The 26,456-nt window shown below is 66.1% G+C and carries 23 protein-coding genes and 2 pseudogenes; 15 read left to right on the top strand and 10 right to left on the bottom strand.

The annotated features are described in order from the left end of the window. Window positions 1-281, top strand: a pseudogene (locus tag BMY90_RS13175) (IS110 family transposase); the annotation flags it as partial. A gap of 381 nt (window positions 282-662) precedes the next feature. Then, window positions 663-1,484 (top strand): dioxygenase family protein, encoded by an 822-nt coding sequence (locus tag BMY90_RS13170; protein ID WP_092704555.1) that lies wholly within the window; start codon window positions 663-665, stop codon window positions 1,482-1,484. A 44-nt stretch (window positions 1,485-1,528) separates the two neighbouring features. On the opposite strand, the gene BMY90_RS13165 is transcribed toward BMY90_RS13170, so the two are convergent. Beyond that, window positions 1,529-1,996 (bottom strand): YkgJ family cysteine cluster protein, encoded by a 468-nt coding sequence (locus BMY90_RS13165; protein ID WP_092704553.1) that lies wholly within the window; start codon window positions 1,994-1,996, stop codon window positions 1,529-1,531. 194 nt (window positions 1,997-2,190) lie between these two features. Beyond that, window positions 2,191-3,051, bottom strand: a pseudogene (gene ypfJ, locus BMY90_RS13160) (KPN_02809 family neutral zinc metallopeptidase). A gap of 107 nt (window positions 3,052-3,158) precedes the next feature. On the opposite strand from ypfJ, the gene BMY90_RS13155 reads away from it, so the two are divergent. Together BMY90_RS13155 and BMY90_RS13150 are read left to right on the top strand one after the other, a co-directional pair. After that, window positions 3,159-3,554: an MAPEG family protein gene (locus BMY90_RS13155; protein WP_092704551.1), complete on the top strand. Its 396-nt coding sequence runs from the start codon at window positions 3,159-3,161 to the stop codon at window positions 3,552-3,554. 64 nt (window positions 3,555-3,618) lie between these two features. Next, window positions 3,619-4,452, top strand: a complete 834-nt coding sequence (locus BMY90_RS13150; RefSeq protein WP_008214896.1) for a CPBP family intramembrane glutamic endopeptidase — start codon at window positions 3,619-3,621, stop codon at window positions 4,450-4,452. A gap of 10 nt (window positions 4,453-4,462) precedes the next feature. Here BMY90_RS13150 and BMY90_RS13145 read toward each other — a convergent pair whose 3' ends face one another. The 8 genes from BMY90_RS13145 to BMY90_RS13110 form a co-directional block, all read right to left on the bottom strand. Continuing rightward, a complete protein-coding gene (locus BMY90_RS13145; RefSeq protein WP_092704549.1) occupies window positions 4,463-5,035 on the bottom strand; it encodes a Maf family protein in 573 nt (190 codons plus the stop codon). A 35-nt stretch (window positions 5,036-5,070) separates the two neighbouring features. Continuing rightward, window positions 5,071-5,520, bottom strand: a complete 450-nt coding sequence (locus BMY90_RS13140) for a GNAT family N-acetyltransferase (protein WP_092704547.1) — start codon at window positions 5,518-5,520, stop codon at window positions 5,071-5,073. 129 nt (window positions 5,521-5,649) lie between these two features. Then, a complete protein-coding gene (rlmH, locus tag BMY90_RS13135) occupies window positions 5,650-6,123 on the bottom strand; it encodes a 23S rRNA (pseudouridine(1915)-N(3))-methyltransferase RlmH (RefSeq protein ID WP_008214903.1) in 474 nt (157 codons plus the stop codon). Between the two features lie 253 nt (window positions 6,124-6,376). Then, the gene (rsfS, locus tag BMY90_RS13130) at window positions 6,377-6,763 is read right to left on the bottom strand and encodes a ribosome silencing factor (protein WP_008214905.1); all 387 of its coding nucleotides are present in this window, start codon (window positions 6,761-6,763) and stop codon (window positions 6,377-6,379) included. A 93-nt stretch (window positions 6,764-6,856) separates the two neighbouring features. Continuing rightward, window positions 6,857-7,921 (bottom strand): NAD(P)H-dependent flavin oxidoreductase, encoded by a 1,065-nt coding sequence (locus BMY90_RS13125; protein WP_092704545.1) that lies wholly within the window; start codon window positions 7,919-7,921, stop codon window positions 6,857-6,859. 128 nt (window positions 7,922-8,049) lie between these two features. After that, on the bottom strand, window positions 8,050-8,373 hold the full coding sequence (locus BMY90_RS13120) for a pentapeptide MXKDX repeat protein (RefSeq protein ID WP_092704543.1): 324 nt from the start codon (window positions 8,371-8,373) through the stop codon (window positions 8,050-8,052). Window positions 8,374-8,491: 118 nt separating this feature from the next. Further along, window positions 8,492-9,148 carry an NrsF family protein gene (locus BMY90_RS13115; protein ID WP_092704541.1) on the bottom strand — a complete coding sequence of 219 codons (657 nt, stop codon included), beginning with the start codon at window positions 9,146-9,148 and terminating at the stop codon, window positions 8,492-8,494. A gap of 5 nt (window positions 9,149-9,153) precedes the next feature. Then, the gene (locus BMY90_RS13110; RefSeq protein WP_092704565.1) at window positions 9,154-9,678 is read right to left on the bottom strand and encodes an RNA polymerase sigma factor; all 525 of its coding nucleotides are present in this window, start codon (window positions 9,676-9,678) and stop codon (window positions 9,154-9,156) included. Between the two features lie 285 nt (window positions 9,679-9,963). Between BMY90_RS13110 and BMY90_RS13105 the strand changes: the two genes are divergently transcribed. The 11 genes from BMY90_RS13105 (at window position 9,964) to BMY90_RS13060 (ending at window position 26,420) form a co-directional block, all read left to right on the top strand. Next, window positions 9,964-11,691, top strand: coding sequence for a cytochrome c biogenesis protein DipZ (locus BMY90_RS13105; protein ID WP_008214925.1), 1,728 nt, complete (start codon window positions 9,964-9,966; stop codon window positions 11,689-11,691). A 93-nt stretch (window positions 11,692-11,784) separates the two neighbouring features. Further along, window positions 11,785-12,405 carry a peptide-methionine (R)-S-oxide reductase MsrB gene (gene msrB, locus BMY90_RS13100; RefSeq protein ID WP_092704539.1) on the top strand — a complete coding sequence of 207 codons (621 nt, stop codon included), beginning with the start codon at window positions 11,785-11,787 and terminating at the stop codon, window positions 12,403-12,405. Between the two features lie 391 nt (window positions 12,406-12,796). Continuing rightward, window positions 12,797-14,926 (top strand): TonB-dependent siderophore receptor, encoded by a 2,130-nt coding sequence (locus BMY90_RS13095; protein WP_175481574.1) that lies wholly within the window; start codon window positions 12,797-12,799, stop codon window positions 14,924-14,926. Window positions 14,927-14,936: 10 nt separating this feature from the next. Then, on the top strand, window positions 14,937-15,230 hold the full coding sequence (locus tag BMY90_RS13090; RefSeq protein ID WP_092704537.1) for a hypothetical protein: 294 nt from the start codon (window positions 14,937-14,939) through the stop codon (window positions 15,228-15,230). Next, entirely contained in the window at window positions 15,230-15,493 is a 264-nt protein-coding gene (locus BMY90_RS13085; protein WP_092704535.1) for a hypothetical protein, read from the top strand. The genes BMY90_RS13090 and BMY90_RS13085 overlap by 1 nt, the downstream gene beginning before the upstream one ends. Window positions 15,494-15,503: 10 nt before the next feature. Then, the gene (locus BMY90_RS13080; protein WP_092704533.1) at window positions 15,504-17,069 is read left to right on the top strand and encodes a PepSY-associated TM helix domain-containing protein; all 1,566 of its coding nucleotides are present in this window, start codon (window positions 15,504-15,506) and stop codon (window positions 17,067-17,069) included. Between the two features lie 268 nt (window positions 17,070-17,337). Further along, window positions 17,338-19,566, top strand: coding sequence for a type VI secretion system Vgr family protein (locus tag BMY90_RS13075; RefSeq protein ID WP_092704531.1), 2,229 nt, complete (start codon window positions 17,338-17,340; stop codon window positions 19,564-19,566). A 16-nt stretch (window positions 19,567-19,582) separates the two neighbouring features. Further along, a complete protein-coding gene (locus tag BMY90_RS13070; RefSeq protein WP_092704529.1) occupies window positions 19,583-21,223 on the top strand; it encodes a hypothetical protein in 1,641 nt (546 codons plus the stop codon). Beyond that, a complete protein-coding gene (locus tag BMY90_RS17505) occupies window positions 21,220-21,348 on the top strand; it encodes a hypothetical protein (RefSeq protein WP_281244056.1) in 129 nt (42 codons plus the stop codon). Before BMY90_RS13070 ends, BMY90_RS17505 begins: the two co-directional genes overlap by 4 nt. Before the next feature lie 18 nt (window positions 21,349-21,366). Further along, complete coding sequence (locus BMY90_RS13065; protein WP_245735042.1) at window positions 21,367-25,938, top strand: RHS repeat-associated core domain-containing protein; 4,572 nt, start codon at window positions 21,367-21,369, stop codon at window positions 25,936-25,938. Further along, window positions 25,938-26,420: an Imm26 family immunity protein gene (locus BMY90_RS13060; RefSeq protein ID WP_092704527.1), complete on the top strand. Its 483-nt coding sequence runs from the start codon at window positions 25,938-25,940 to the stop codon at window positions 26,418-26,420. Before BMY90_RS13065 ends, BMY90_RS13060 begins: the two co-directional genes overlap by 1 nt. The last annotated feature ends 36 nt before the right edge of the window (window positions 26,421-26,456 follow it).

Genomic DNA, 26,456 nt, shown 5'->3' with positions numbered 1-26,456 from the left:
AGGCGTTACGGATGGCGGCCATGGGTTTACGCCGCAGCCAGACCGCGCTCGGAGCGTATCACCGGCGCATGCTGGCGCGGGTGGAGAAAGCCAAAGCCATCACCGCGACGGCGCACAAGCTGGCGCGATTGATCTACACCCTGCTGACCAAGGGCGAGGCCTACGTCGATCAGGGGCAGACCTACTACGAGGAGCGGCATCAGCAGCGCGTGGTACATCAACTCCAAAAGCGCGCTGCCATGATGGGCTACAACCTCGTACCGATTCCGTCCGCCCCATGAAACAGACAAGCAAAACAAGGGGTTATTTTTCTGTTTCTGAAGAGCGACAAGGTTCAGCCAACGCCTCACCGTTCGCCCTGAGCGTAGGCCCGCAGGGCCGGAGTCGAAGGGTGATCGCCTGCAGGCGCTTCGACTCCGCTTGCTAACGCAAGCTACGCTCAGCGCGAACGGTCTTTTTAGCTGCGCTTCGTCGCTGATCAGGTCAAGCCATGCAGTCAATGGATTTCGGCCTTCGTCAGAGTGACGAGCAAAGGCATGGCATCCGTGCACGCTACTGCCCGGCCCATTGTTTCGATACGGCAACGCGCCGTTCACCCGGACGCCGCTGCAAAATCGTCAACATCCCTTACCTTGAGGCGATCTCCTCGACAGTGATTCGCCATGTCCGCCCTGCCCAGCCTGTACGTCTCGCACGGCTCGCCGATGACCGCGCTGCAACCTGGCCTCACCGGCATTCGCCTGGCTGAACTGGCTGCGACGTTGCCGCGGCCGAAAGCCATCGTGATCGCCTCGGCGCATTGGCTGGCCCGCTCGCCACACGTCGGCAGCGCAGTGCGGCCGGCCACCATCCACGACTTTTACGGCTTCCCGCGCGAGCTCCACGCGCTGAACTACCCGGCATCGGGGGCGCCCGGCCTGGCCGCTCGCGTGGCGTCGCTGCTCGACACGGCAGGCCTGCAGCCCGAGCTCGACCCATCGCGCGGTTTCGATCATGGCGTATGGGTTCCGCTACGCCTGCTTTATCCGCAGGCCGACATCCCGGTCGTGCCGGTATCGATCCAGCCCGAGGCCGGCCCGGCCCATGCGCTCGCCATGGGCCGCGCGCTGGCACCGCTGCGCGAGGAAGGCGTGCTGGTCATCGGTTCGGGCAGCATCACGCACAACCTGGGTGACTTCCGTGCCGGTTACAGCGAAGCGCGCGAGGCGCCCTACGTGCGCCCGTTCACCGACTGGATCGAACAGCGCCTGGCCGCCGGCGACGTCGACGCTCTGCTCGACTACCGTCACCAGGCGCCATTCGCCGAACGCGCCCATCCCACGGACGAACACCTGCTGCCCTTGTTCGTGGCACTGGGCGCTGCGGGCGCATCCGCACAGGCCCGGCGCATCGATGCCGGCATCGACCTGGGCTTTCTCGCGATGGACATCTATCGCTTCGACACTGCGACAGGAGCCAGTTCTGCGCAACCGCCGATGGGCTGATTCGGCCGCACTGTGAAACCGCCCGGCACCCAAGCCTTGCGTACCTACACCGGAATACCCGTACCGCCCGTGGCCGGCGGCAGATCGAGGCTGGCCAGCACGGCGATGGCCGGCTCGTCCAGCGGCAACTCCGGCACCAGCGGCAGGACCGGCACCGGGATCACCGGCGTCGGCCAGTCCGTTGGCGTCAACGGCAACAGGCCATGGGCGATACGCCCCTTGTCGCATTGCAGGCTATGCCGCCCGAACTCCCAGGACGGCTCGACCTCGCGGCACACCGAGGGCTTGATCGGGTGAATGCCGCAATGGGCAGCCACGCCAATCTCGCCCACCAGCGCCACGCAGCGCGGTGTCTTCGACTGCGTACCGCGCATCACAACGCGATGCGGGTCCAGCTTTTCGGTGAGTTCGGCAGGCACGGTTCCGCCCAGCAAGGGGTCGGTCTCGGACCAGTGGAAGGCAATGCGAAAAAAGGCGCAGCAGGCGCCGCAACTCAGGCAGGGATGACTCATGCAAGCCAGCGAAAGCGCACCCCAAGGCACGCAGCTCGCGGAGTCTAGATCCGATCGCGCAGCGACGGAAGGTGGGACCGCCCGGAACCACCCACCAGCACGGGTAGGAGCGCACCCTGTGCGCGAAGGTTTTTTCGGATGCCCGGCCAGAAACCTTCGCGCACAGGGTGCGCTCCTACGCGAGAGCCAGATGCTTACGGCTCCCCGGCGAAGGTGTTGCAGCTCCTGATGTCACCGCTGGCCATGCCGGTCTTGAACCACTTCACCCGCTGCGCCGAGGTGCCGTGGGTGAACGAATCGGGCACCACGGTGCCTCATGCCTCGCGTTGCAAGGTGTCGTCGCCGATCTGGCTGGCCGCATTGAGCGCCGACTCCACGTCGCCCGGCTGCAGCCATTGCAGGCGCTGCTGGCTGCGGTTGGCCCACACCCCGGCGAAACAGTCGGCCTGCAGTTCCTGCCGCACCGACAGGCCATCGGCGCCGTCCATCTGCGCGCACTGGCGCTGCAGTTGCTGCACCTTGGCGAAGATGCCGAGCTGCTGCTGCACATGGTGGCCCACTTCGTGCGCGATCACGTAGGCGCGCGCGAAATCGCCGCTGGCGTGGAAGCGGTTCTGCAGCTCCTGGAAGAAGTCCAGGTCCAGATAGATCTTGTGGTCACCCGGGCAGTAGAACGGCCCCACCGCGGTGGATGCCTCGCCGCAGGCGGTGTTCACGCCACCGCTGAACAGGTCCAGTTTCGGGTCGGTATAGGTGTGCCCCATCGAGGTGAAGATGTCGCCCCAGGTCTTTTCGGTCGAACCGAGGATCTTCTCCACGAACAGTTTCTGTTGCGGATCGACCTGCGCCGGCTGCGCGTTCGGCGCCGTGGCGACGGGCTGACCGCCGCCCTGGTCGAGCAGGGCCATGGGGTTCTTGAAGAACACCCAGCCCAGGATCGCCAGTATCAGCAAGCCGCCCAGCCCCATGCGCCGGCCACCGCCGAAGCGCGGGCCGCCGCCACCACCGCTGTCCACCTCGACATTACTGCTGGTTTCGCCTTTCTGCCAATCCATGTTCGTCTCCCCTGGCGGCACCGTCACCGCCGGACCATGACGATAGCGCCACGCGCACCTCCCCGCCAAACCGGTAAAGTGGTGGCCTGTCCTTGTGGAAACCCGACATGCTCCAGCAACTGCCTGCCCTTGTTGTCCTGCTTACCGTCCTGCTGCTGCTTGGCACCATGTTCGTGGTGGGCCGGGCGCGCATGAAATACGGCATCAAGGCGCCCGCCACCAGCGGCCATCCCGACTTCGAACGTGCCTATCGGGTGCAGATGAATACGCTGGAAGGCACGGTGATGTTCCTGCCCACGCTGTGGCTGGCCACGCACTACGGCTTCGCCGGCTGGGCCGGCATCGCGGGGCTGTTCTGGATCGTCGGCCGGGTGTGGTACGCGGCGGGTTACCTGCAGGAGGCGGCGCGTCGCGAGGGCGGCTTCATGCTCTCGATGCTGGCCTGGGCTGCCGTGCTGATCATGGCCGTTGTCGGAGTCATCCGCGCGCTGCTGCTGGCTTGATGCAAGCCATGAACGGACCACGTCATCGGCCGTCCCGGAGGACGGTCGCCACGAGACCCGTGGCATGACCACGACAGAACATGCCATCCAGCCACCGCCACTGCCGCGTGGCGAACCACCCGTGGCCCTGCCGGCGCCGGGCATCTGGTCGGCTCTCGGCCTGATCGCGCTGTACTTCCTGCTGCAATTGATGCTGAGCGTGCTGGCTGGCTTCGTGGTGGGATTGGTCGTCGGCATCCGGCACATGGGCGAGTCCGCCTCCAGCATCCGGCAGCAGGTCGTCGCGATCATGCAACAGCCGGATGCGGTAACGCTGATGGTCATCGTCACCGTTCCGGTGGCTGCACTGGTCGCACTGTACGTGGCACATCGCTGGTGGCCGCACTTGTGGTCGTTGCCGCAACCACCCGGCTTCGGCCTGTGCAGGCCAACTACACCCACGTTCTACCTTGCCGCCGTGGCCCTCGGCCTGGTGTTGCCGCCGCTGGGCGGGTGGCTCACGCAATGGCTGGCGCACGGCCATCCGGTAACCCAGAACGTGGAACAGCTCGGCCACAGCGCCACGCCCGGCTTGCGCATGCTGCTGGCCGTGATGGTGGTCAGCATCGGCCCGCTGGTGGAAGAGGTGCTGTTTCGTGGCGCCCTGCTTTCCGCACTGTTGCGACGACTGCCGGTGGGCTGGGCGGTGGCCGCCTGCGTGCTGCTGTTCGGCGTGGTGCACCTGCCCGGCCTGCACTTCAAGTGGTACGCACTGCCCGACCTGATGCTGCTGGCGCTGGCGCTGTGCTGGCTGCGGCTGAAATCCGGCTCGCTGTGGCCGTCGGTATTGGCCCATGGCGTCAACAATGCGGTGGCGATGATTGCGCTGTTCGTGGCGGTCGCCCAGCATCACGCCTGAAACGGCCGCACTACGCGATGACGATACCGGCCTCGCGCAGCAACCGCGCGGTCTCGAACAGGGGCAGCCCCATCACGCCGGAATAGCTGCCATCCAGATGCTCGATCAAGGCCGCACCGCGCCCCTGGATGGCGTAGCCGCCGGCCTTGCCGAACGATTCGCCGGTCGCGACATAGCCGGCGATGGCGGCCTCGTCCAGCGAGGCAAAGCGCACCTGCGACACGCACGTCACGCAGTGCTCGTGCCTGGCGTCCACCAGCCATACCGTCGAGATCACGGCATGCGTGCGCCCGGACAACCGACGCAGCATCGCCGCGGCTTCGGCCGCATCACCCGGCTTGCCGAACACCTCGTCGTCCAGCACCACCTCGGTATCCGCGCCCAGCACCCGTGCGTCGGGCGCGGCGCCCAGTTTCGCCAATCCGGCGCGCGCCTTGTCCCGCGCCACGCGGCCGACATAGGCCTGCGGCGATTCGCCGACGGCCCGCTGCTCGGGCACGTCCACATCGAGCACGCTGAAGTCCACGCCAAGCTGCTCCAGCAACTGGCGGCGGCGCGGCGATTGCGAGGCAAGGTGAAGCATGCGGACTCCCGTTGGCAACCCGGTGAACGGTGCGCTCAAAGTGTCAGGTCATAGCTGCAGAACTGGCGGTCGCGTTGCCAGCCCAGCGATTCGTACAAGGCCTGGGCCGGCGCGTTGTCCAGCGCGGTGGACAGCGACAGGCTGGCGGCCCCCAGGTTTCGCGCCTGTGTGGCGGCGGCCTCCAGCAAGGCCTTCGCCACGCCCTGCCGCCGTGCACCGGCTGCCACGAACAAGTCGTTGAGCAGCCAGGTACGCACCATGCGCACCGAGGAAAACAGCGGATAGAGTTGGGTGAAACCCAGCGCCGCACCATGCTCGTCGCGCGCCAGCAGAATCATCGATTCGTTGAGGCGCAGACGCGTGGTGAGGAAATCGCGCGCCCCTGCCTCATCGGACGGCTTGCCATAGAACCGGCGGTAGCCATCGAACAGCGGCACCAGCGCATCGAGGTCGTGGATCGTGGCCGGACGAACGTGGAAATCCATGGGAGAAACTCGCAACAGGGACGTGAGCGAAGAACCTACCTGCCCGCGATGATCCCGGCAATCCATGAGGACAGTCCCTCCATCCGGCAAGTGGCATGAACCTGGATCACATCGCGTGATCGCCCACACTCACGCACGATGATAGGGATGCCCGGCCATGATGGTGGTGGCGCGATACAACTGTTCGGCCAGCACCAGCCGTACCAGCATGTGCGGCAGGGTCAGCGGGCCCAGCGACCAGCGCTGGTCGGCGCGCGCCAGCACTTCGGCAGCGTGACCGTCGGGTCCACCGATCAGGAAGGCCAGATCGCGCCCGGCCATGCGCCACTTTGCCAGTTGCTCGGCGAGCTCCTCGCTGGACCACGCCTTGCCGTGCCCGTCCAGCGCCACCACGTGCGTGTCGCGCGGCAACGCGGCAAGAATGGCGGCGCCCTCGTCCTGCATGGCGCGGACGTCATCGCGTCCCTTGCCACGCACACCGGGTTTCAGCTCGATCAGTTCCAGCGGCAGTTCATGCGACAGCCGCTTGCGGTATTCGGCAAACCCTTCGGCCACCCAGCCGGGCATGCGCTCACCGACGGCAATGATGCGCGCGCGCGTCATTGCCCGCCTTTATGAAATGGAGCGCGCATAGTGCCTCGTTCGCCTCCTCTCCCCTGCGGAGAGAGCACCGTCCTGAGCCGGTCGAAGGGGATTGAGGTGAGGGGCGGGTGCTCGCGATATCGCCCACCAAAGCTGCGCTTCGCTTCGTGACAGACACCTCGCGAGATTGTCCCCTCACCCCGGCCCTCTCCCCGGCGGGGAGAGAGAGAAAAGCGTGGCCTCTCCCGTACCTGCGAGGGAGAAAACCTGGCGTTCACCCGGCGCTCGCGGCATCCAGGTCGTGGCCGTGGTCGCCCACCGTCCACAAGCGCTCCAGGCCATAGAACTCGCGGATGCGCGGCAGCATGACGTGGACGATCACGTCGCCCAGGTCCACCAGCACCCACTCGCCCTCCTGCTCGCCTTCCACGCCCAGCGGCATCACGCCCGCCTTCTTGGCGAACTTCACCACTTCGTCGGCGATGGATTTGACGTGGCGTGCGGAGGTGCCGGAAGCGATCACCAGCAGATCGGCAATGGAGGTCTTGCCCAGGACATCGATTTCGCGAATGTCCTTGGCCTTCAATTCTTCCAGCGCATCGATGACAGCTTTGCGCAGGGCGGCCGTGGAATCGGCCTTGACGTTGCGGGGTGTACTCAAGAGCGGGTGCCTCGCGGCGTGGTCGGCGCGCGGTATGGCGCGGGCGCAGTATAACCGCCGCAGCGCAAGACAAGGTCAAGGCACCGCATTCATTCAACCCGCATTACGTGCCGCGCTGTCGTATTCGTCCATCAGCAGGGCCACCAGCTCGCCGGCCGGCAGGGGTCGCGTCATGGCGGCCGCCTGGCCACACCACTCGGAGAGCAGGTCGCCGCGGCCGGCCTGGGCTGCGGCACGGCGCAGCGGGGCGGTCAGCGCATTCAGGATGGGATACGGCGGCAACTCGTCGGCGGCAGCCTCCATCACCACCACGTAATGGTTGCGCAGGCCGCGCGCGGCTCGGCCGGAAAAGCTGCGAATGCTGGCCACGCGATGCGCTTCCACGTTCGGCAGGTCGCGCTTCCAGGCGGGGGCGGCCGAGGCTTCGGGACAGGACAGGAAGGCGGTGCCGAGCTGGCTGGCCGCGGCGCCCAGCACCTCGGCGGCCAGTATCCCGCGGCCATCCATGATGCCGCCGGCGGCGATCACCGGAATGTCCACGGCCCGGGCAACCAGCGGAATCAGCGCGAACAGGCCGATCATCGCCTCTTCCGGCGCATGCATGAAGGTGCCGCGATGTCCGCCCGCCTCGGCACCCTGCACGCACACCGCGTCGGCGCCGCGCTCGGCCCAGGCACGGGCCTCGGCCACGCTGGTGGCATTGCCGATCACCATGATGTCCAGCCGTTTCAGCTCAAGCACCTGCTCCGTGGTCAGCAGGTCGAAGGTAAAGCTGGCTGCGGCCGGGCGCGCTTCGCGCAACGCGGCGAGCTGCTCGGAGAAGCGCGGTGCCCAGCGTGCCGGCAGTGCGGTGCGCACCTCGAGGCCTTCGCGTTCCATCAGGGCATCGAGCAACTCGCGTGCTCGCGCCACCGCGGTCATGTCCGGCGAAAATTCATCGGGCAGCACAAACAGGTTGATACCAAACGGGCGATCGGTCGTTGCGCGGACCTGGCCAACCTGCTCGAGGATGGCCTGCGGCTCCAGGTAGCCGGCGCCCAGCGAACCGAAGGCGCCCGCAGCGGACACAGCGGCAACCAGGGCTGGTGTGGTGGAGCCGGCCATCGGCGCCTGGACAAGGGAATGCTCGATACCGAGCCGGCGTGCAAAAGCGGACATGACGTGGTCACCGCAGGCAGTGGGACTCCTGCATTATCCGCCTGTCGCGTCTGCCCGGCATGAAATCGGGGCATGGCATCCGTTGCCGGCGGCCATGCCCCGCGGCCTGTCAGGCCGGGACTGTCGTGTCAGCCACCGCTGCTCATGGCATCACCGCCGGTCTTCTTCATCTTCATCGCGTCGTGCTTCATGGCGCCTTTCTTCATCATCGCGCCATCCTTTTTCATCATGGCATCGGACTTCATCGCCTGATGCTTCATGGCGCCGGACTTCATGGCGTCATGCTTCATGGCTTCGTGCTTCATCGCGTCCTTCTTCATCATGCTGCCCTTGTGCATGGCATCGTGCGACATCGACGAACCGGACATTGCATCCTGCGCGAAGACCGGGCTGAAAGCGAAGGCGCCAACGGCGGCGGCCACAGCCACGGCGACAAGCGTGCGTGTGTTCATGGGTGCATCCTTGAAAGGAAAAGGGACGGAAGCGATCTGGCCGCTTCCGTCCCTTTCTTCGCAGGCCGCACGTCGACGGTTACCTCAAGGCAAACCGCAACTCGCGGCGACCTGCCGATCAATGCCGCGACAGCAGCCGCCCGCCCATCGCCACGTTGACGCCCACCACGATGGCCACGGCCAGCGCATGGGTCAGCAGGTCGGTGGCCGCCGCGTCGAAGTTGTGGCAAATCTCCAGCAGGCTGGCCGAGGCGGCAGCACTGGCCAGCCCCACCATCACCGCGGTAAGCGCCGGCCGCAACGGGCAGGCGCGACGCAGCAACCACACCATCAATATCGACAGCGGAACCGAGAAACTGATGATGAACACCAGGCAATCAACGGATTGGTGCAAGGTGGCAATGTCGGTATCCGGCGCCAACCACGTGCGCAGGCAACCCAGGCCACTGGCACCGATCCACAACAGCAAGCCGGGCACCGGCAACCAGGCCCATGCACGCGAACGTCCGGGCACGCCCAGCACGAAAGCACACCATGCGGCGCAGACCGCGGTGAACACGGCGCCGGCCGCCGCCCAGGCCAGATCGGGAGCACCGGCCCAGCGCCGCAACATCGGCTGATCGCCATAGCGCATCAGCAATCCCGCCGCGATGGCCACCACGGCGAGCAGCCAACCGAGCGTGCGCAGCCACGGCGGCAGCAGGCGCCGTACCGGCGTCAGCTCGGCGCCGAGCGCATCGATCAGGGCTTCGTGGCGGCGTGGATCGGACGACATGGTTTCTAGGGTTCTCCGTGCATGCGACCGCGCAACGCCTTCAGTGCGCGGTGCAGGTTCACTTTCAGTGCGCCGGTATTTCGCCCCGTCAAGGCGGCAGCCTCGGCCAGTGTCTGTTCCTTCAATCCCAGTTGCTCCACCGCTTCACGCTGACCCGGCGGCAGTTCGGCGATGGCGTCGCGCAGGCGCAGCGCCTGCTGTTCGCGTTCGCCTTCGGCGCTGGCGTCGTCACGATCGGGATGCTGGTCCAGCGCGAATTCGTCGTGCACTTCGCGCCGGCCGCGACGGCCCTGGCTGCGCAGGGCATCGATCGCGCGGCGGCTGGCAATGGCGGCCAGCCACGCATCGAACGAGCGGGTCGGATCGTAGGTGTGGCGTACGCGGTGCACAGTCAACAGGGTTTCCTGCACCACGTCATCGATCGAATCCACCGGCACGCCCTGCCGACGCGCCACGCTGCGGATCAACGACAGCGAACTGGCCAGCACACGCTCATAGGCACGCCGATCGCCCGCTTGCGCGGCAGCCATCCACGCTGCCCGCTGGCGCTCGGCCTGCTCACTGGGGCTGGCGGCTTCGACTGACACGGTAAAGGGGCGATCCGATGGTGAAGGCAGACCATCATCTATCACCCATGAACCGCCAGCGGTCAAGAGGGGCATGCTTGTTCCTGGTGTTTCACTCCATTTCCGGTTCGCCGCATCCACCGCGATGGTTACCTCGTATACAAGGGCATGCCCACGCTCTCGGGGATGTAACCGCCCGACGAGAGCCGGCGAATACCCCAGCGAACCCTTCCACAGGTGCCTGACGCCATGATCCTGCTGCTACTCGCCTACCTCGGCGGCGTACTGACCATTCTCAGCCCGTGCATCCTGCCGGTACTGCCGTTCGTGTTCGCCCGCGCCGACCGGCCGTTCGCGCGCAACGGCCTGCCGATGCTGATCGGCATGGCGCTCACCTTCGCCCTTGTCGCCACGCTGGCCGCGGTCGGCGGTGGCTGGGCGGTGCATGCGAACCAGTACGGCCGCATCGTGGCGCTGGTGGTGCTGGCCTTCCTCGGGCTTACCCTGCTCTCCACGCACCTGGCCGAATGGATCACCCGGCCGTTCGTGGCGCTGGGCAACCGGCTGTCGCAACACGCCGATTCGGAACAGGATTCGATCTGGGGCGCGGTGGGCCTGGGCATCGCCACCGGCCTGCTGTGGGCGCCCTGCGCCGGACCGATCCTCGGCCTGCTGCTGACCGGCGCGGCACTGAACGGCGCCAGCGTGGCCACCACCCTGCTGCTGCTCGTCTACGCCGCCGGCGCGGCCACCTCGCTGGCGCTGGCGTTGGCCGTGGGCGGCCGCGTATTCGCCGTGATGAAGCGCTCGCTGGGCGCGGGCGAATGGGTTCGCCGCGGGCTGGGTGCGCTGGTGCTGTGCGGCGTGGTGGCGATTGCGCTGGGTGCGGATACCGGCCTGCTCACCCGCGTCTCGCTGGCCAGCACCAGCGGCATCGAGCAGAAGCTGATCAACGCGGTACGCCCCATGTCGACGGCCTCCGCCGAACCGGCGCCGAAAGCCGGCGAGCCGCTGCCGATCGAAGGCCAGTTTCCTTCGCTCGCCGGTGCCACCGGCTGGCTCAACAGCGGCGCGCTGACTCCGCAGTCGCTGCGCGGCAAGGTGGTGCTGGTGGATTTCTGGACCTATTCCTGCATCAACTGCCTGCGCTCGCTGCCTTACGTCGAAGCCTGGTACGACAAGTACAAGGACCACGGCCTGGTGATCATTGGCGTGCATTCCCCGGAATTCGCCTTCGAGAAGGACCCGGCCAACGTGGCCGCCGCCGTGAAACGCCTGGGCGTGAAGTACCCGGTGGCGCTGGATGACGACTACGCGATCTGGCAGGGCTTCAACAACGAATACTGGCCGGCGGATTACTTCATCGACGCACACGGCCGCATCCGCCACCACTACTTTGGCGAAGGCGGCTACGCGGAAGGCGAGGACATGATTCGCCGCCTGCTCACCGATGCCGGCTACAAGAACCTGCCGGGCGGTTACGTGCAGCCGGGCGCGAAAGGCGCGGAAGCAGCCGCCTCGGGTGATGCGCAGCGTTCGCCGGAAACCTACGTCGGCTACGCCCGCGCAGAAAATTTCGCCAGCGGCCAGGTCGCCCATGACGATGCCTTCCCCTACCACGCGCCCGCCACGCTGGCTACCAATCAGTGGGCGCTCGACGGCCGCTGGACGGTGCATCCGCAGGACGCCACGCTCGATCGCGCCGACGGCAGCATCAGCTATCGCTTCCGTGGCCGCGACCTTCACCTGGTGCTGGGCCCGACCAAGGACGGCAAGCCGGTGCGCTTCCGCGTCACGCTGGATGGCAAGGCACCGGGCGCCGACCACGGCATGGACACCGACGCCGACGGCAATGGCACGGTGACCTCGCAGCGGCTGTACCAGCTGGTGCGCCAGGCCCACGGCACCGGCGAGCGGGTGTTCAAGATCACCTTCCTCGACCCCGGCGTGCGCGCCTACGCCTTCACCTTCGGCTAAGTGGCCGTAAAAGACCTGAAGCCATCGGGCGCCGGCCGCGGACGTTGAACGCCATGGCCGACTCCACACCTCCGACTCCCCCAGGAGACCGTCATGTCACGCATCGATGAAGTCATTGCCGCAGATCGCCGCCGCTTCCTGCGTTCGGCCCTGGCCGGCGGCGTGATGCTTGCCGTGGGCGGCAGCATCGCGTTGCCCCGCCTGCTCGCCGCCGGCGCCGACAGCTGGCCACCGGGGCTGATCCACACCACGCCGGGCTCGGTCCTGCTGGAAACCTTCGCCGACGACGGCCGCAACCTTGGCCTGCATCGCGAGCTGAAGCTGGTGCTGACCGATGCCCAGTGGCACCAGCGCCTGTCGCAAGCCTCCTTCGACATCATGCGTCGGCGCGGTACCGAACGGGCCTTCAGCGGCGAGCACGAACGCCCCGCCGCACGCGGCATCTTTCGCTGCCGCGGCTGCGGCACCGCGCTTTACGACGACGCCACCGAGTTCGACTCGGGCACCGGCTGGCCCAGCTTCTGGCAGCCGATCTCGGCCCACAACGTGGTGCAAAATCGTGATGCCACCCTCGGCATGGAACGCACCGAGATCCGCTGCGCCCGCTGCGACAGCCATCTCGGCCACGTCTTCGACGACGGCCCACGCCCGACCGGTTTGCGCTATTGCATGAACTCGCTGGCGCTGCATTTCGTGCCACGCACCGCAAGCTGAGCCGCTTCCCGGTCGAACGGGCACTCACCCGCGTCACTCAGCTCCCCGGCCATCCAGGCTGGGCTTGGCCCGGGCAACAAGCGGAGCGAAGGGCGTGGATCTCTGCCCCGTTCGCACGGAGCGCAGCCCGCACAGAGGGCGGCATCGAGGTGCCGCGATGCGCAGCCGGCCTTCCCTAACGGCTCCGGACGAACCGGGCTCAGGACGGCGGCGTTGCCGAAAACCCGGCATTGGATTTACAATGCGAATCATTCTCATACGCAACTTCTGACGCATCTGCCTGAACGCCTTGTGTCGAGCCGTCGAGAACAAACCGTTCGCCCCGGCCGTCACCACCCGAAGATGACGGCCGGAGTGCGGCGCCGACCGCCCTCATTCGCCAAGGTTTCCGATGTCCAGGTTCCATCTGCGTTGTCTTCCCCGCGCGCTCCAATGCGCTCTGCTTGGCCTGCCCCTGCTCAGCGGCATGGCTGTGGCCCATGCCGCCGACACCACGCCCTCGCCGCAACAGGCCACCACGCTGAAAGGCGTGCAGGTCAGCGCGAAGATCGTCAAGGACAGCGATTCGGTGACCAAGACTGACACCCCGATCGTGGCCATCCCGCAGTCGGTGTCGGTGATCACCGACCAGCAGATGGCCCGCCGCGGCATCCAGGGCATCGAGGAAGCGGTGTGGTACACCGCTGGCGCGCAAGGTGGCGGCTACGGCCCCGATTCGCGCAGCGACTGGTTGCTGGTACGCGGCTTCACCCCGGCGCGTTATCTCGACGGGCTGGCCCTGCCCGCCGGCTCCGGTACCGGCATCACCCGCATCGAACCTTACGGGCTGGAACGGCTGGAGGTGATCAAGGGACCGTCGTCGGTGCTGTACGGCGCGATGCCGCCGGGCGGCATGATCAACATGATCAGCAAGCAGCCCACCGCGCAGCCGCTGCACGAAGTGGGCGTCGCGTACGGCAGCTTCGCCCTGCGCCAGGGCACGTTCGATTTCGGTGGTCCGCTGAACGACGCGGGCACGCTGCTGTACCGCCTCACCGGCCTGGCCCGCAACAGCAACACCATGACCGACTACATCAAGGACGACCGCTACTACCTCGCACCCGCGATCACGTGGAAGCCCTCAGACGCCACCTCGCTGACCGTGCTGTCGCGCTTCCAGAAGGGCGATACCGATTCGGGTGCCGGCTTCCTGCCCGCGGCAGGCACGTTGTTGTACAACCCCAACGGCAAGATTTCCCGCCACCGCTTCACCGGCGAGCCGGGCCAGAACGACTATGACAAGACGCTGGCCTCGATCGGCTACGCGTTCCGCCACGACTTCGCCAACGGCGTGACATTCCGGCAGAACCTGCGTTACGGCAAGGCCGACGTGGACAGTGACGGCGCCAACATCGGCGCGTTCGGGCTGCTGGCCGACAACCGCACGCTGATCCGCTACGCCTTCCCCAACGAAAACCACACCAAGACCTTCAGCGTCGACAACAACCTGCAATACGACTTCGACACCGGCGCGCTGCAGCACACCGTGCTGGTGGGCGTGGACTACCGCCGCTCGAACGACGACTACGCCTCGGCGTTCGATTTCGACGCACCTCCGCTGGACATCTTCGACCCGGTCTACGGCAGCCCGGTGACGGTACCCGCCTACACCACGCACACGCTGCAGGTGCAGAAGCAGCTCGGCGTGTACGCGCAGGACCAGATCAGGATCGATCGTTGGGGCATCACCATCGGCGGCCGCCAGGATCACGTGGACACCAACACGAACCAGTTGATCGGCGACACCCGTGCGCAGCAGACCGACCACGCCTTCTCCGGCCGCATCGGCGTCAACTACCGCTTTGACAGCGGCTTCGTGCCGTACGTGTCGTGGTCGCACTCGTTCCAGCCCACCGTGGGCACCGACTTCGCCGGCATCGCCTTCAAGCCGACCACCGGCGATCAGTACGAGGCCGGCCTGAAGTTCCAGCCGACCAGCGGCAATGGCCTGCTCAGCCTCGCGGCCTACCAGATCACCCAGAAGAACTCGCTCACCATCGATCCCAACCACACCTTGTTCCAGGTGCAGCAGGGTCAGACGCGCCTGCGCGGAGTGGAGCTGGAAGGCCGCTGGAACTTCGGCACGAATTTCAGCCTGTACGGCGACTACACCTACAGCAACTCGAAGGTCACCGCGACCAACGACCTGCCCTCGCTGGGCAAGCAGATTCCACTGCTGCCGAAGCAGCAGGCGGCGATCGGCGCCGACTACACCATCGTCAGCGGTCCACTGGCCGGGCTGGGTTTCGGCGGCGGCGTGCGTTACGTGGGCGCGCATTACGGCGACAGCTACAACCAGTGGCAGACGCCGTCATACACCCTGGTCGATGGCGTGGTGCATTACGAAACCGGTCGCTGGCGCCTGCAGTTGAACGCCAGCAACCTGTTCGACCGCAACTACGTCTCGGTCTGCAACAGCGCCGTCTGGTGCTACTACGGCTACGCGCGCAACGTGACCGCCAGCGCGCGGTATCGCTGGTAGGCATCGGCCGATGACGGCATGGCTGACCTTGCTGGCATGCGTGGCGACGCTGTTGTCCGCGGCGCTGCTGTACGCCGCCTCGCCGCACTGCGTGTGGCATGCATGGCGACGTCGGCGCGGCGTGCTGGGCGGCGGCTTCGCCCTCGCCGTGCTGGCGCTGGTCGGCTGGATCGCCGCACTCGGGCCCGGTGCCGGCCTGTGCGCAATGCTGGTTGGCTGGATGCTGGCGCTGGTCATGCAACCGTATTTCGCGCTGTTGGCCGACCGTCATGCCGCCGAGGCCACCGCGCGGGAGGACGACTGATGTGGGGCCGTTTCGCGGCCGGCGTGGTGGCCGGCTTCTTCCTGTCCACTGCACTGGTGGGGCTGGTCTGCTGGCTGCTGCCGGGGCCGTGGCAATCCACCCTGGTGCCCGGCATGCTTGCCTTCATCCCGGTGTGGGTCGGCGTGATCTGCGCCAGCCTGCAGTTCGCCAGCACCCGGCGCGCATGGCTGTGGCTGGGCTCGTTGGCCGTGGCCGGGCTGGCGCTGTTGCGCGTGTTGCAGGCGCTGGACTGGGTGCGTTGAGGAACGCCGCATGAAACTGAAACCGGCCACACTGCGCACCTTCACTTCGCTGCATTCATGGATGGGCCTGCTCGCCGGGCTTGCGCTGTTCGTGGCGTTCTACGCCGGCGCGATCACGGTGTTCCAGCAGCCGTTGCAACAGTGGGCCACGCCGCACGTGGCAACCACCGGTTCGATGAGCGACATGCAGCGCCTGCTCGACGAGACGCTGGCGCGTCACCCGGAGGCTCGCACCCATCTGGGCATGACCTTCCCCGGCTACATGCTGGAAGGCCCCAGCGCGTACTGGCAGGACAGTCACGGCACATGGCAGTTCACCACGCTGGACAACCTGGCCGGCAGCCCCGAACGACCGGGGGCCGGCTTGCCCGGGCTGATCAACAAATTGCATTTCTCGCTCGGCCTGCCCGGCAACATCGGCATGTACCTGATGGGCATCGTCAGCCTGCTCTACGGCATCGCGCTGGTGAGCGGCGTGATCATCCACCTGCCGCGCCTGCTGAAGGACCTGTTCGCGCTGCGTCCGGGACGCAACCTCAAGCGCTTCTGGCAAGACGCGCACAACGCCATCGGCGTGCTGAGCCTGCCGTTCCACGCGATGTTCGCGGTGACCGGCGCAATGCTGTGCCTGTCCGTGGTGCTGATGCTGGCGATCGGCCCGCTGGCCTGGCAAGGCAAGCTGCTGGCGGCCTCGGCACCAGCCATGAATACTGCGCCGACCGTGCAGGCATCGGGCATCGCCGCGCCGCGGGCACCGGTATCGTCGTGGGTGGCGCAGGCCGCTGCCGTCGCACGCAAGCAGGGCCTTGACGGCTTCACGCCGCAATACCTGAAACTGGCGCATGCCGGCGACGCCCACGCCACGGTGGAAATCACCGGCGCTGCGCCGCACACGCTGGCTACCGGCACGCTGGCGCTGGATGCCTCCAGCGGCGCAGTGATCGCCAATCAATTGCCAGGCCACCGCGACGCCAACCACGCCACGCTGGCCTGGGCCTATGCACTGCACTTTGGCGATTACGGCAACGCCGCCGTGCAGTGGCTGTACTTCCTGCTCGGGCTGGGCGGCGCGTTCCTGTTCTACTCCGGCAACCTGCTGTGGATCGAATCGCGCCGACGCCGACGCCAGGGCGAACAACGTCGCTCTGCGTACGTGATGGCACGCGCTACCGTCGGTGTGTGCATCGGTGTGTGCGTGGCGATTTCGGCCACGGCCATCGCGGCGCAACTGCTGCCAAGGTCAGGCTGGAACGTGGATGCAGGCGAGCACTGGATCTGCTTCGTCGGTTGGGCGCTGTGCCTGCTGTGGGCCTGCGTGCGCGCACCGATTCAGGCCGCGCGCGAATTGCTGTGGCTGGCCGCGATTGTCACCACGCTGGTACCCGCGGCGCACGGCTTCGCCACCGGCTGGTGGTTCTGGCGCAGTGCCGCGGCTGGACACACCGCGCTGGCCGCCATCGACCTCGGCGCACTGGCACTGGCCCTCGGCTTTGCCGCATTGGCCCGCGCCACCAGCCGGCGCGCGCAGACGGGCGAAGCCAACAGCGTGTGGGCGCTTCCGCGAGCCGCCACCTGAATCGCCAGGGCTGTGATCGGGGGAACGATTTTCCAGCGGTCCCTGCGCTTGTGCGAACACCATCACATTGCGGCCAGTACAAGCTGAACCGTCACCCCGCGCGCACTTTGCGTCGTTCGCCGGCTGTTTTACCCTCGGTCGCAGGGGGCAATGTTCGAGACACCGTGACACCGATGGCGATGCAGCCAGGCGATGTGGCGGTTCGCGACAAACTGCTACCCGAGGGAGAAACACCGTGTACGGACATGCCGCCGAAGCCATGCCAACGATGGCCCGCTTCCAGCAGGATCACCGCCTGATCCGGGTCACCTCCCCACTTGATCCTGAACCCTTCGTGGTCCACCGCTTCCGCGGCAGCGAAGCGGTTTCCCGCCCCTTCGCGTTTACCACCGACCTGCTCTCGCCCGATGCCACGCTGGAGCTGAAACAGGTCATCGGCCAGCCGATGGGCTTCACCCTGCAGACGCCCGAAGGCGATCGCCACTTTCACGGCTACGTGAAGGAATTCGCGCGCACCGGTACCGATGGCGACCTGGCCACCTACCGCGCCGAAGTCGCGCCATGGTTCGACTTCCTGCGCCACACCAGCAACTGCCGCATTTTCCAGGGCATGACGGTGCTGGACATCATCGACGAGGTGTTCGCCCGCTATCCCGGGCTGGCCGAGTACAGCGCCGACGTCACCGCCTCGTGTTACCCGAAGATGCCGTATTGCGTGCAATACAACGAGTCGGACTTCGCCTTCGTCTCGCGCCTGCTCGAAGACGCCGGCATCCACTACTACTTCGAGCACTCGGCCGAAGCGCACGTGCTGAAGCTGGCCGACGATTCCACCCACAGCCCGGCCATTGGCCCGCACCCGGCCGTGCACTTCCAGTCCGACCAGGGTGTGCGCGACGAGGACGGCCTGGACGAATGGACGGCCATTCGCCGCGTCGGCGTCGGCCTGAAATCGCACAAGAGCTTCGATTTCAAGCAGCCACGCAGCGCGCTCTCGGTGGATCGCCTGCTCGAACCGCCGCATGGTGTGTTGCCGGTGCTGGAACATTACCGCTACGACGGCGCCGCGCGTTTCGGCGACAGCAGCGGCGGCGAGGCACTGGCCGGCCTGCGCGGCGAGGAACTCAGCTGGCAGACCAAGCTGTTCGAGACGGGCGGTACCTGCCGTGCGCTGCGTGCGGGCCATTATTTCGTGCTGCAGGGCCACTACGACCATGCGGAAGCCGACGAGGAACCGCGCCAGTTTTTCCTGCTCGAGGTGACGCACGAGGCCCGCAACAACTTCAAGCCCGACTTCTCCGAAGCCGAGGGCTGCGTGTATCGCACCGAGGCCACCTGCCTGCGCCGCAAGATTTCGTACCGGCCGCCATGCGTCACGCCGCTGCCGTTGATGCGCGGACCGCAGACGGCCACGGTGGTCGGCCCTGCCGGCGAGGAGATCTGGACCGACCGCTACGGCCGGGTCAAGGTGCAGTTCCACTGGGATCGCCTGGGCCAGCGCGATGAACGCAGCTCGTGCTGGGTGCGCGTGTCCAGTCCATGGGCCGGCCCCGGCATGGGCGGCGTCTCTGCCCCGCGCATCGGCCAGGAAGTGGTGGTGGATTTCCTCGATGGCGACCCGGATCGCCCGATCATCACCGGCCGCGTCTACAACGAGGACAACCCGCAACCGTTCGACAAGCATGTCAGCGGCATCCGTTCGAAGACCGTGCAGGGCGAAGGCTTCAACGAACTGACCATGCACGATGCCGCTGGCGCCGAACTGCTCAACATGCACGCGCAGCGCGACATGGCGACCACGGTGCTGAACGACCACGCCAGCTCGGTCGGCAGCAGCAAATCCACCAGCGTCGGCGCCAGCCACAGCCTCGACGTCGGGGCCAACCAGCGCATCGCCATCGGCGGCAACCAGGACATCAACGTCAAGGGCAGCCACAGCGCCAGCATCACCGGCAGTTCCACCCATGCCATCACCGGCGCGCTCACCGCCACGGTGGCCGGCGCGGTGGCCGAGACCTACCAGTCCGGCCATACCCGTACCGTCACCGGCGGCTACAACGAAACCATCACCGGCGATTACGCCAGCACCTTGAACGGCAACCACGTCAGCCAGCGCAATGGCACCCTGGCGGAAACCGTCACCGGCACTTCCACGCGCACCGTGCTTGGCGCCACCACCGAAAACCACAATGCCACCCGCACCACCACGGTGGCCGCCAGCGATACGCACCAGGTGGGCGGCAATCTCGAACAGGAGATCGGCGGCCAGCACAAGACCATGGTGGCCAGCGACGTCAGCCATGTCGCCGGCGGCAAGCACGACACGGCAGCCAGCGGCCCGATGACGCTGGCCTCCGGCAGCAAGATGACGCTGCAGGTCGGCGGCGCCGGCATCGAGATCGTCGGCAGCTCCATCGTGATCAGCGCGGCCGGGTCGACGATCAAGATCGACGGCGGTGGCGTCAGCATCAACGGCGCCAAGATCAGCCTGAACTGATCGCAGGGACGCGACCATGACTGCCACACGGAATCCGGTCGAGAAGGCCATCGATACCTTGCTCGAACGCTGGCTGGACACCAGCGCCGACCCGGCCATGCGATTGGCCATATGGCGCGTTCCCGGCAATGCGCTGAGCCTGGTGTCCGCCTTCATCGAAGCGCAACAACAGCCCGAAACCGCCGGCACACCCGACTTGTTCGTGCAGTTTTCGACGAGCTTCGAGACCGGCTATCGCTACAGCCGCGCGCTGAAGGACGAACTGCTCGACGGCTACCTGCGCAGCCGCGACACGCTCACGAACCTGGCGCTGAAGGTCGACTGGAACGGTCCGTTCGAACCGCATCCGGATACCGCCCCCGGCTTCCTCGGCCTGCTCGATTCCTTTACCTGCCACCATGGCGAACACCTGCGCTACAGCGTGGCCGTGTTGTGGCCGGAACAGGTCGGCTCGGCGACCGCGCTGGAGCAATGGCTGACGCAGGCGCTGGCGGCACCGGTGCCCGAACGCGTGCGGCTGGTACTGGTGGACAGCATCGCCCGCCCCACCTGGCAAGGCCTGATCGACAAGCATCCCGCGCAGACGCGCCTGATCGAAACGCCGCTGGACATGTTCGACATCGCGCGCGCCACCGCCGCCCAGGCCGGGGCTGGCGGTCCGCCCGGTACCACCGCCTATCGGCAACTGCTCACCGACGTGATGAACCTGCTCGACAAGCGCAGCGCCGCGCAGACCGCGCATCGCGCCGATCGCGCCATGGCCATTGCCGAACGGCAATCCTGGCCCGACCAGCAGGTGGTACTGCACCTGGCCGTGGCCGGTGCGCATCTGAAGGAAAAGCATTATGGCGAGGCCGTGCTGCGCTATCGCCACGCCCGCGAATGCGCGCTGGTCGCCCTGGCGCAACAACACCCCGCCGCCAACGACCTGCTGATGCAGGGCTGGTTCGGCGAAGCCGGCGCCCTGCTTGCGGCGAAGCAGCCCGAGCACGCCGCGCAGGCCTATGCCGAAGCCGCGCAAGTGGCCGCATCGATCCCCAATCCCTTGTTCGTGATCGAGGGCCGGCGCATGGCCGGGCATGCTCTCGCCCAGGCCCACCAGCGCGAGCAGGCCTTGCAGCAATATCTGCAGGGCGTAAGCGCAGCGCGCGAGATGGCAGCCCCCGATCGCGCCATGACCACCTTCCCGTTGCTGCTGCAGAACCTGTTGCAACTTGAGGACCCGCGGCGCGCCACGCAACTGGCAACGCGCGCCGACGACTACCAGAAGGCCGTCGCCGACGCGCATGTCCGTGCGGAACACCGCGCCGCGAAGCTCGGCGACGCGCCCGCTCGCGATGCCCTCGACAGCATCGACACCGAGTTGCTGGAACAGTGCGAATCCGCCTTCGCCAAACTGGTGAAGGAACGCGAACAATTGATTGCCGGCGGCGACGTGTTCTTCCGCAAGACCGTCGCCGTAGGCCGCGAACTGTTGCACCCGGGGTGGAACGGCATGCCCGACGTGCGCCATCCGCAAGACAAGCCCACCGCGGAATGGAGCGAACCACCCGGCTTCCTGCCACTGCCGGACGGCCACGACCTGGCCGAGACGCCGCTTGCACCCGCGCCGGATGCACCCAACGCCACCGAGTCACTGCTGGAGAACCACGCATGAGCACCTCGCAACGCTGGCTCGTGCTGGCGGGCGGCGTGCTCGTGGCGATCGCGCTGGTGTACTGGTTCGGCGCCAGCGGACACGACGCGCACAGCCTGCTGCGTGCCCTGCGCCGCGCGCTGTAACCCACAAGGACGTCACCGATGACCATCGCCGCCAAGCATTTCGATCCGCAGTTGGGCCTCGACATCCACCTGTACGAGATTCCGCCCAGCCCGATTCCGATTCCCCTGCCGACACCGCATATCGGCATCGTCTTCGACCCGTTCGACTACATCCCGTTCATCGGCGGCACCGTCCACGTCCACGGCATCAAGCGCGCCACCGCGGGCACCGGTGGCTTGAACGTGCATATCCCCGTCGGTGGCTTGTGGGTTCCGCCGGAGGAAGCGCCCGAGGGTCCGCAGTTCGACGACCAGTTGTTCATGGGCAGCCAGACCGTGGTTGCCGACAGCGCGCCGTTCTCCAAGCTGTGCATGCCCGTGCTCGACTGCAACATGGTCGGCATGATCCCGCCATTGCGACTGAAGAAACCGAAGAAGCCCTCGCTGTCGCTAACCCTGCCAACCGCGGTGAACCTGGCCATTCCCAGCAACGTCAGCGTGGGCGGCGCGCCCACCATCGACATGATGGGCCTGCTGTTCCAGGCCGGTTTCGCCGGCGCGCTGAAAGGTCTCAAGGCATTGAAGAAGCTGAAACGCTTCGAAAGCGCCATGGAGAAATTCAAGGCCTGGCGCAAGAGCAAATTCGGCGAAATGCCCAGCGGATTCCTCAAGTGCAAAGTGCTGCGCGCCGAGCCGGTGGACATCCGCGACGGCAGCGTGGCGGTGGAGCACGAAGACTTCGTCATCCCGGGCCGGCTGTCATTGGCGTGGCCACGCGTCTATCGCTCGCGCGACCTTCAGCCCGGCCTGTGTGGTCATGGCTGGCAGACGCCCGCCGACCTGCACCTGGACATCGACACCGATGGCATTGCGGTGTTCGTCGACACGGATCGTCATGTGGTGTTCCCGCAACTGCCTGCCGCGGACGGCTTCGAACACGCCGTGACCGAACTGGTCGACGGCGCGCGCCTGTACGCCGAAGGCGCGGCATACCGGGTACGAACCAAGGATGGCCTGGTCTACGCATTCCCGCGACCACCACGCAACGTGGCCGCGCTGGGCCAGCAACGGCTGTCGATCGAACGCATCGAGGACGTGTGCGGCAACCACTGGTGCTTCGAGCGCATCGATGGCCGCCTCACCCGTATCCAAGAAAGCGGCATCGATGGACTGCAAGGGCGTTTCATCGACGTCACCGTGCACGGCAACCATATTCGCCAATTGCTGCTGCACGACCCCGCCACCGGCATCAACCATCCGCTGGTCAGCTATGACTACGACGAGGCCGGCGACCTGGTCGCGGCGATCGATCCGCTGGGCGCGCCGCGCAGGTTCGAATACGCCAAACACCATCTGGTGCGCCACACCGACCGCACCGGCCTGAGCTTCTACTACGAATACGACGCCCGCCAGCAAGTCATCCATGCCTGGGGCGACGGCGGCCTGCACGACTACCGCTTCCACTACGACGAAGCGTTGCAGGAAACCCAAGTCACCGATTCGCTCGGCCATGTGTCGCTGGTGAAGTTCGACGAGAACGGCCTGCCGTTGTGCGAGATCGACCCGCTCGATGGCGTCACCGTGTTCGAATACGACGACGTCGGCCGCACCACCGCCGTCGTCGACCCGATGGGGTTGCGCACCGAATTCGAATACGACGAACGCGGCAACCTGCTCAAACTCACCCGAGCCGACGGCAGTGTCATCGAAACGGCTTACGACGAGAACGACCACCCCGTCGCCATGACCGATGCTGCCGGAGCGAGCTGGCAACAGCAGTGGAACGAACACGGCCTGCTGCATGAACAACGCACCCCGCTGGGTGCCACCACCCGCTACACCTACGATGCGCATGGCCAGCTGACCGGGCACATCAACGCACTCGGCGCCGCCACCCGACTGGCCTTCGACCGCCATGGCTCATTGCTCGAACTCATCGATCCGATGGGACAGGCCAATCGCTTCGAGCACGATACCCTGGGCCGCCTGCTCAGCCGCACCGATGCCACCGGCCGCAGCAGCCGCTACCGCTACGACGCCAAGGGCCGCCTGCTCGAAATCATCTCGCCCACCGGCGCCCGCGTGCACTGCGAATACGACGCCGAGGGCCAGCTCGTGCGTCACCGCGACGAGGCCGGCCATGTCACCGAACTGACCTACACCGGCATCGGCCAGCTCGCCTGCCGCAAGCAACCGGATGGTCACCGCGTCCGCTACGAATACGACACCGAGGAACAGCTGGTCGCCGTGATCAACCAGCGCGGCGAACGCTACGAGCTGAAACGCGACCCGCTCGGTCGCATCGTCGAAGAAATCGACTACTGGGGCCAGGGCCGCCGCTACGACTACGATGCCGCCGGCCGCCTGTGCCGCAGCACCGATCCATTGGGCCGGGCCCTGGGCTTCGACACTGACGCGCTGGGACGCATCACCCGGAAAACCCTGCCCAATCCGCGGGATGCCAATCGCCAGATCCACGAGACCTTCCGCTACAACGCGGCGGGACAGCTGGTGGAACTGCGCAATACCGTCGCCCACGTCACCCGCAATTTCGATGCCGAAGGCCGGCTATTGCAGGAAGTCCAGAACGGCTTCACCGTGGACAACATCTACGATGCGCTGGGCAATCGCATCGAGCGCCATACCTCGGCCGGCAACACCGTGCGCATCGGCTTCGATGTACTGGGCCGCCCCGAGTGCATCACCATCAACGATGCCGCGCCCATCACCATCGAACGCAACGCGTCGGGGCTGGTCGTCGCCGAACAACTCACGCCCACCCTGCGCCGCACGCTGGACTACAACGCCGACGGCCTGCTCACCGCGCAGGCGGTGACGAACGACCACACGCCGCTGTTCGACACCCGCTACGCCTACGACCAGACAGGCAACCTCACCGAACGCACCGACAGCGTCCACGGCACCGATCGCTACACCTACGACCCGATGGGTCGCGTGCTGGAGCACACCGATCCCGCCGGCAAGCTCACCCGTTGGCTCAACGATCCCGCAGGTGACCGGCTCAAGACCCGTGTGCTGGAAGTGCGCATGAAACAGGCCGTGGGCGGTGCCCCGCTTGCCGATGCCTGGACCCGCGAAGGCGACTACGACGGCCGCCACTACGTATTCGACCGCGCCGGCAACCTGATCCGCCGCCAGCACCACCAGGAACCCGGCCATCCCACCCTGCACCTGGCCTGGGACGCCAACCAGCGCCTGGCCGAAAGCCACTGGGAAGGCGGCGACCGCGAAGAATTGCGCACCACCTACGGCTACGACCCGCTGGGACGACGCGTGTTCAAGCGCAACCCGACGCATACGACGTGGTTTTTCTGGGATGGCGATGCGCTGCTGGGCGAGGTCCGTCAGGGGAATGCAATTGAATCTGCTCTCGGTGGACCGGCAACCCAAGACGGCGTCATCGATTTCATCGCGTCACGAAAGCGGCTCGATACCTTCAGACGCCTGTTCCCCGCAATCCGCGAGTACGTTTACAGACCCGGGACTTTCGAACCACTAGCCCTGATCGAGCACGAAGCACCAGACAGGCAGGAGACGCCCTCCTCACCACCGCCCCATCCGGCAACCTTGGTCGAGAGTGAATCGACGAATAACCCTGTACGCCCTGCACGGCTCGATTCCGGCCGGGGCCCCATGGCACAGGTGGAAAGCGCGCATACACTGGGCTTGCTAGGCAGCACCGCATCACTTGCAACGCGTGCAAGCCGGGCGAAAGCCCCTCTCGCCAGCCGCGACCCCGGCCACCATGCCCTCGTATACCCCGTGTCGGGACTCGGCATTTCACAGCGAGAGGGGAACGCGACCATGCAGTCGCAGCGAGCCCTCACGCTCGCGCCAAATGAAGAGCCTCCCTCGGCAGTGCTTCAGCCATCGCGGACGTCCGTCTACTACTTCCACAACGATCCAAACGGATGCCCCCAGCGAATCACCGACGCGCAGGGGCAGGTCGCATGGGCGGGAAGCCAACGACTCTGGGGCGAGCCAAACGACGCGCGCATCGAGAACCTGAAAAGCCAGATCGGCTTTCTCAACCAATACCATGACGACGAATGCGGCCTTCTCTACAACCGCTTTCGCTACTTCGACCCAGGCTCTGGCCAATACGTGACGAGAGATCCGCTGGGACTGCTGGCAGGCACGAACCTGTATAGCTATCCAGCCAATCCCTTGATGTATGCAGACCCCCTCGGTCTGATAGATCTTGGCTACAAGGGACCTGATGGCAGCGGCTACACAATCTACGCACTCGTCGACCGGAAGACGGGGACCGTGAAGTATGTTGGCTTGACGGAAAACGCCAGGTTCTGGGATCGCATGAACGAGCATGCAACAAGTGGGCGACTTCATGGCGCGCTGGAAAGCATTGAGCTGGACTCCGCAGAAACCTATGCGGAAGCCAGAGGCAAGGAACAGTTCTACATAGAGCAACACAAGACGATGCAGACATCCGCACGCGGAAAGGCATTCGGCCCCAATGCAGAGGGCAATAGGCAGGCAGGTTTCGACATTGCCCGCACCGATACGCGCGGGAAAGCTTTCAGGAAACACTATGATGCAATGACACCCGAATCAGCGGGCTGCAGGATCTGATGAACGGAGCACGTGTGACGAAGAATGGTTCTTCCCGACGACAGGCCCCACGCGCAGGGGACGTTTTTGCCATTCCCTTGCGGGCGCGCGGTTACGGCTTTGGCCGCCTGCTCTACCTGGATGGGCGGTGGCGGCTCGCAGAGTTCTTTGCGTGCTTCAGAAAGACTCCGGAATTCTCCAATGACATTCTTGAGGCGCACCGCGCCATGCCCGTCCACAACATAGTGACACTACCGATCGAATCTGGCGACTGGCCCGTTGTGGCAAGGAATACCGACGTTTCGTCAATCGACCTGGAATCACTGAAATTCTATCGGGGGCTCAAGGGAGCACGCAGTAGCGTGGAATTGAATGGAACCTCCGAAGCCATTACGGAACAGGCGGCCGCCAACATGGCCTCCTCCATGCCACAGTTCCCCGAATACATTTCGGACGTTCTCTTCGAGAAGCTCGATGAGCTTGGCATCACCAACGCCGATTGAATGCGCGGAATGAGCCAATGAACGCTTGCCCGAGTG

This window comes from Rhodanobacter glycinis (assembly GCF_900114325.1).
Lineage (GTDB): Bacteria > Pseudomonadota > Gammaproteobacteria > Xanthomonadales > Rhodanobacteraceae > Rhodanobacter_A > Rhodanobacter_A glycinis.
The sequence above is the reverse complement of the archived record's forward strand: the minus strand, read 5'-3'. Positions and strand labels throughout refer to the sequence as shown.

Bases quoted from the DNA above. Each gene is read 5' to 3' on its own strand.
- BMY90_RS13070 (WP_092704529.1), top strand. From the start codon at position 19,583: ATGACTGCCACACGGAATCCGGTCGAGAAGGCCATCGATACCTTGCTC.
- BMY90_RS13165 (WP_092704553.1), bottom strand. From the start codon at position 1,996: ATGAGTCATCCCTGCCTGAGTTGCGGCGCCTGCTGCGCCTTTTTTCGC.
- BMY90_RS13085 (WP_092704535.1), top strand. From the start codon at position 15,230: ATGTGGGGCCGTTTCGCGGCCGGCGTGGTGGCCGGCTTCTTCCTGTCC.
- BMY90_RS13080 (WP_092704533.1), top strand. From the start codon at position 15,504: ATGAAACTGAAACCGGCCACACTGCGCACCTTCACTTCGCTGCATTCA.
- BMY90_RS13145 (WP_092704549.1), bottom strand. From the start codon at position 5,035: ATGCTTCACCTTGCCTCGCAATCGCCGCGCCGCCGCCAGTTGCTGGAG.
- BMY90_RS13075 (WP_092704531.1), top strand. From the start codon at position 17,338: ATGGCCCGCTTCCAGCAGGATCACCGCCTGATCCGGGTCACCTCCCCA.
- BMY90_RS13150 (WP_008214896.1), top strand. From the start codon at position 3,619: ATGACCACGACAGAACATGCCATCCAGCCACCGCCACTGCCGCGTGGC.
- BMY90_RS13060 (WP_092704527.1), top strand. From the start codon at position 25,938: ATGAACGGAGCACGTGTGACGAAGAATGGTTCTTCCCGACGACAGGCC.
- BMY90_RS13110 (WP_092704565.1), bottom strand. From the start codon at position 9,678: ATGGCTGCCGCGCAAGCGGGCGATCGGCGTGCCTATGAGCGTGTGCTG.
- BMY90_RS13115 (WP_092704541.1), bottom strand. From the start codon at position 9,148: ATGTCGTCCGATCCACGCCGCCACGAAGCCCTGATCGATGCGCTCGGC.
- BMY90_RS13140 (WP_092704547.1), bottom strand. From the start codon at position 5,520: ATGGATTTCCACGTTCGTCCGGCCACGATCCACGACCTCGATGCGCTG.
- BMY90_RS17505 (WP_281244056.1), top strand. From the start codon at position 21,220: ATGAGCACCTCGCAACGCTGGCTCGTGCTGGCGGGCGGCGTGCTCGTG.
- rlmH (WP_008214903.1), bottom strand. From the start codon at position 6,123: ATGACGCGCGCGCGCATCATTGCCGTCGGTGAGCGCATGCCCGGCTGG.
- BMY90_RS13155 (WP_092704551.1), top strand. From the start codon at position 3,159: ATGCTCCAGCAACTGCCTGCCCTTGTTGTCCTGCTTACCGTCCTGCTG.
- msrB (WP_092704539.1), top strand. From the start codon at position 11,785: ATGTCACGCATCGATGAAGTCATTGCCGCAGATCGCCGCCGCTTCCTG.
- BMY90_RS13095 (WP_175481574.1), top strand. From the start codon at position 12,797: ATGTCCAGGTTCCATCTGCGTTGTCTTCCCCGCGCGCTCCAATGCGCT.
- BMY90_RS13090 (WP_092704537.1), top strand. From the start codon at position 14,937: ATGACGGCATGGCTGACCTTGCTGGCATGCGTGGCGACGCTGTTGTCC.
- BMY90_RS13105 (WP_008214925.1), top strand. From the start codon at position 9,964: ATGATCCTGCTGCTACTCGCCTACCTCGGCGGCGTACTGACCATTCTC.
- BMY90_RS13120 (WP_092704543.1), bottom strand. From the start codon at position 8,373: ATGAACACACGCACGCTTGTCGCCGTGGCTGTGGCCGCCGCCGTTGGC.
- BMY90_RS13125 (WP_092704545.1), bottom strand. From the start codon at position 7,921: ATGTCCGCTTTTGCACGCCGGCTCGGTATCGAGCATTCCCTTGTCCAG.
- BMY90_RS13065 (WP_245735042.1), top strand. From the start codon at position 21,367: ATGACCATCGCCGCCAAGCATTTCGATCCGCAGTTGGGCCTCGACATC.
- BMY90_RS13170 (WP_092704555.1), top strand. From the start codon at position 663: ATGTCCGCCCTGCCCAGCCTGTACGTCTCGCACGGCTCGCCGATGACC.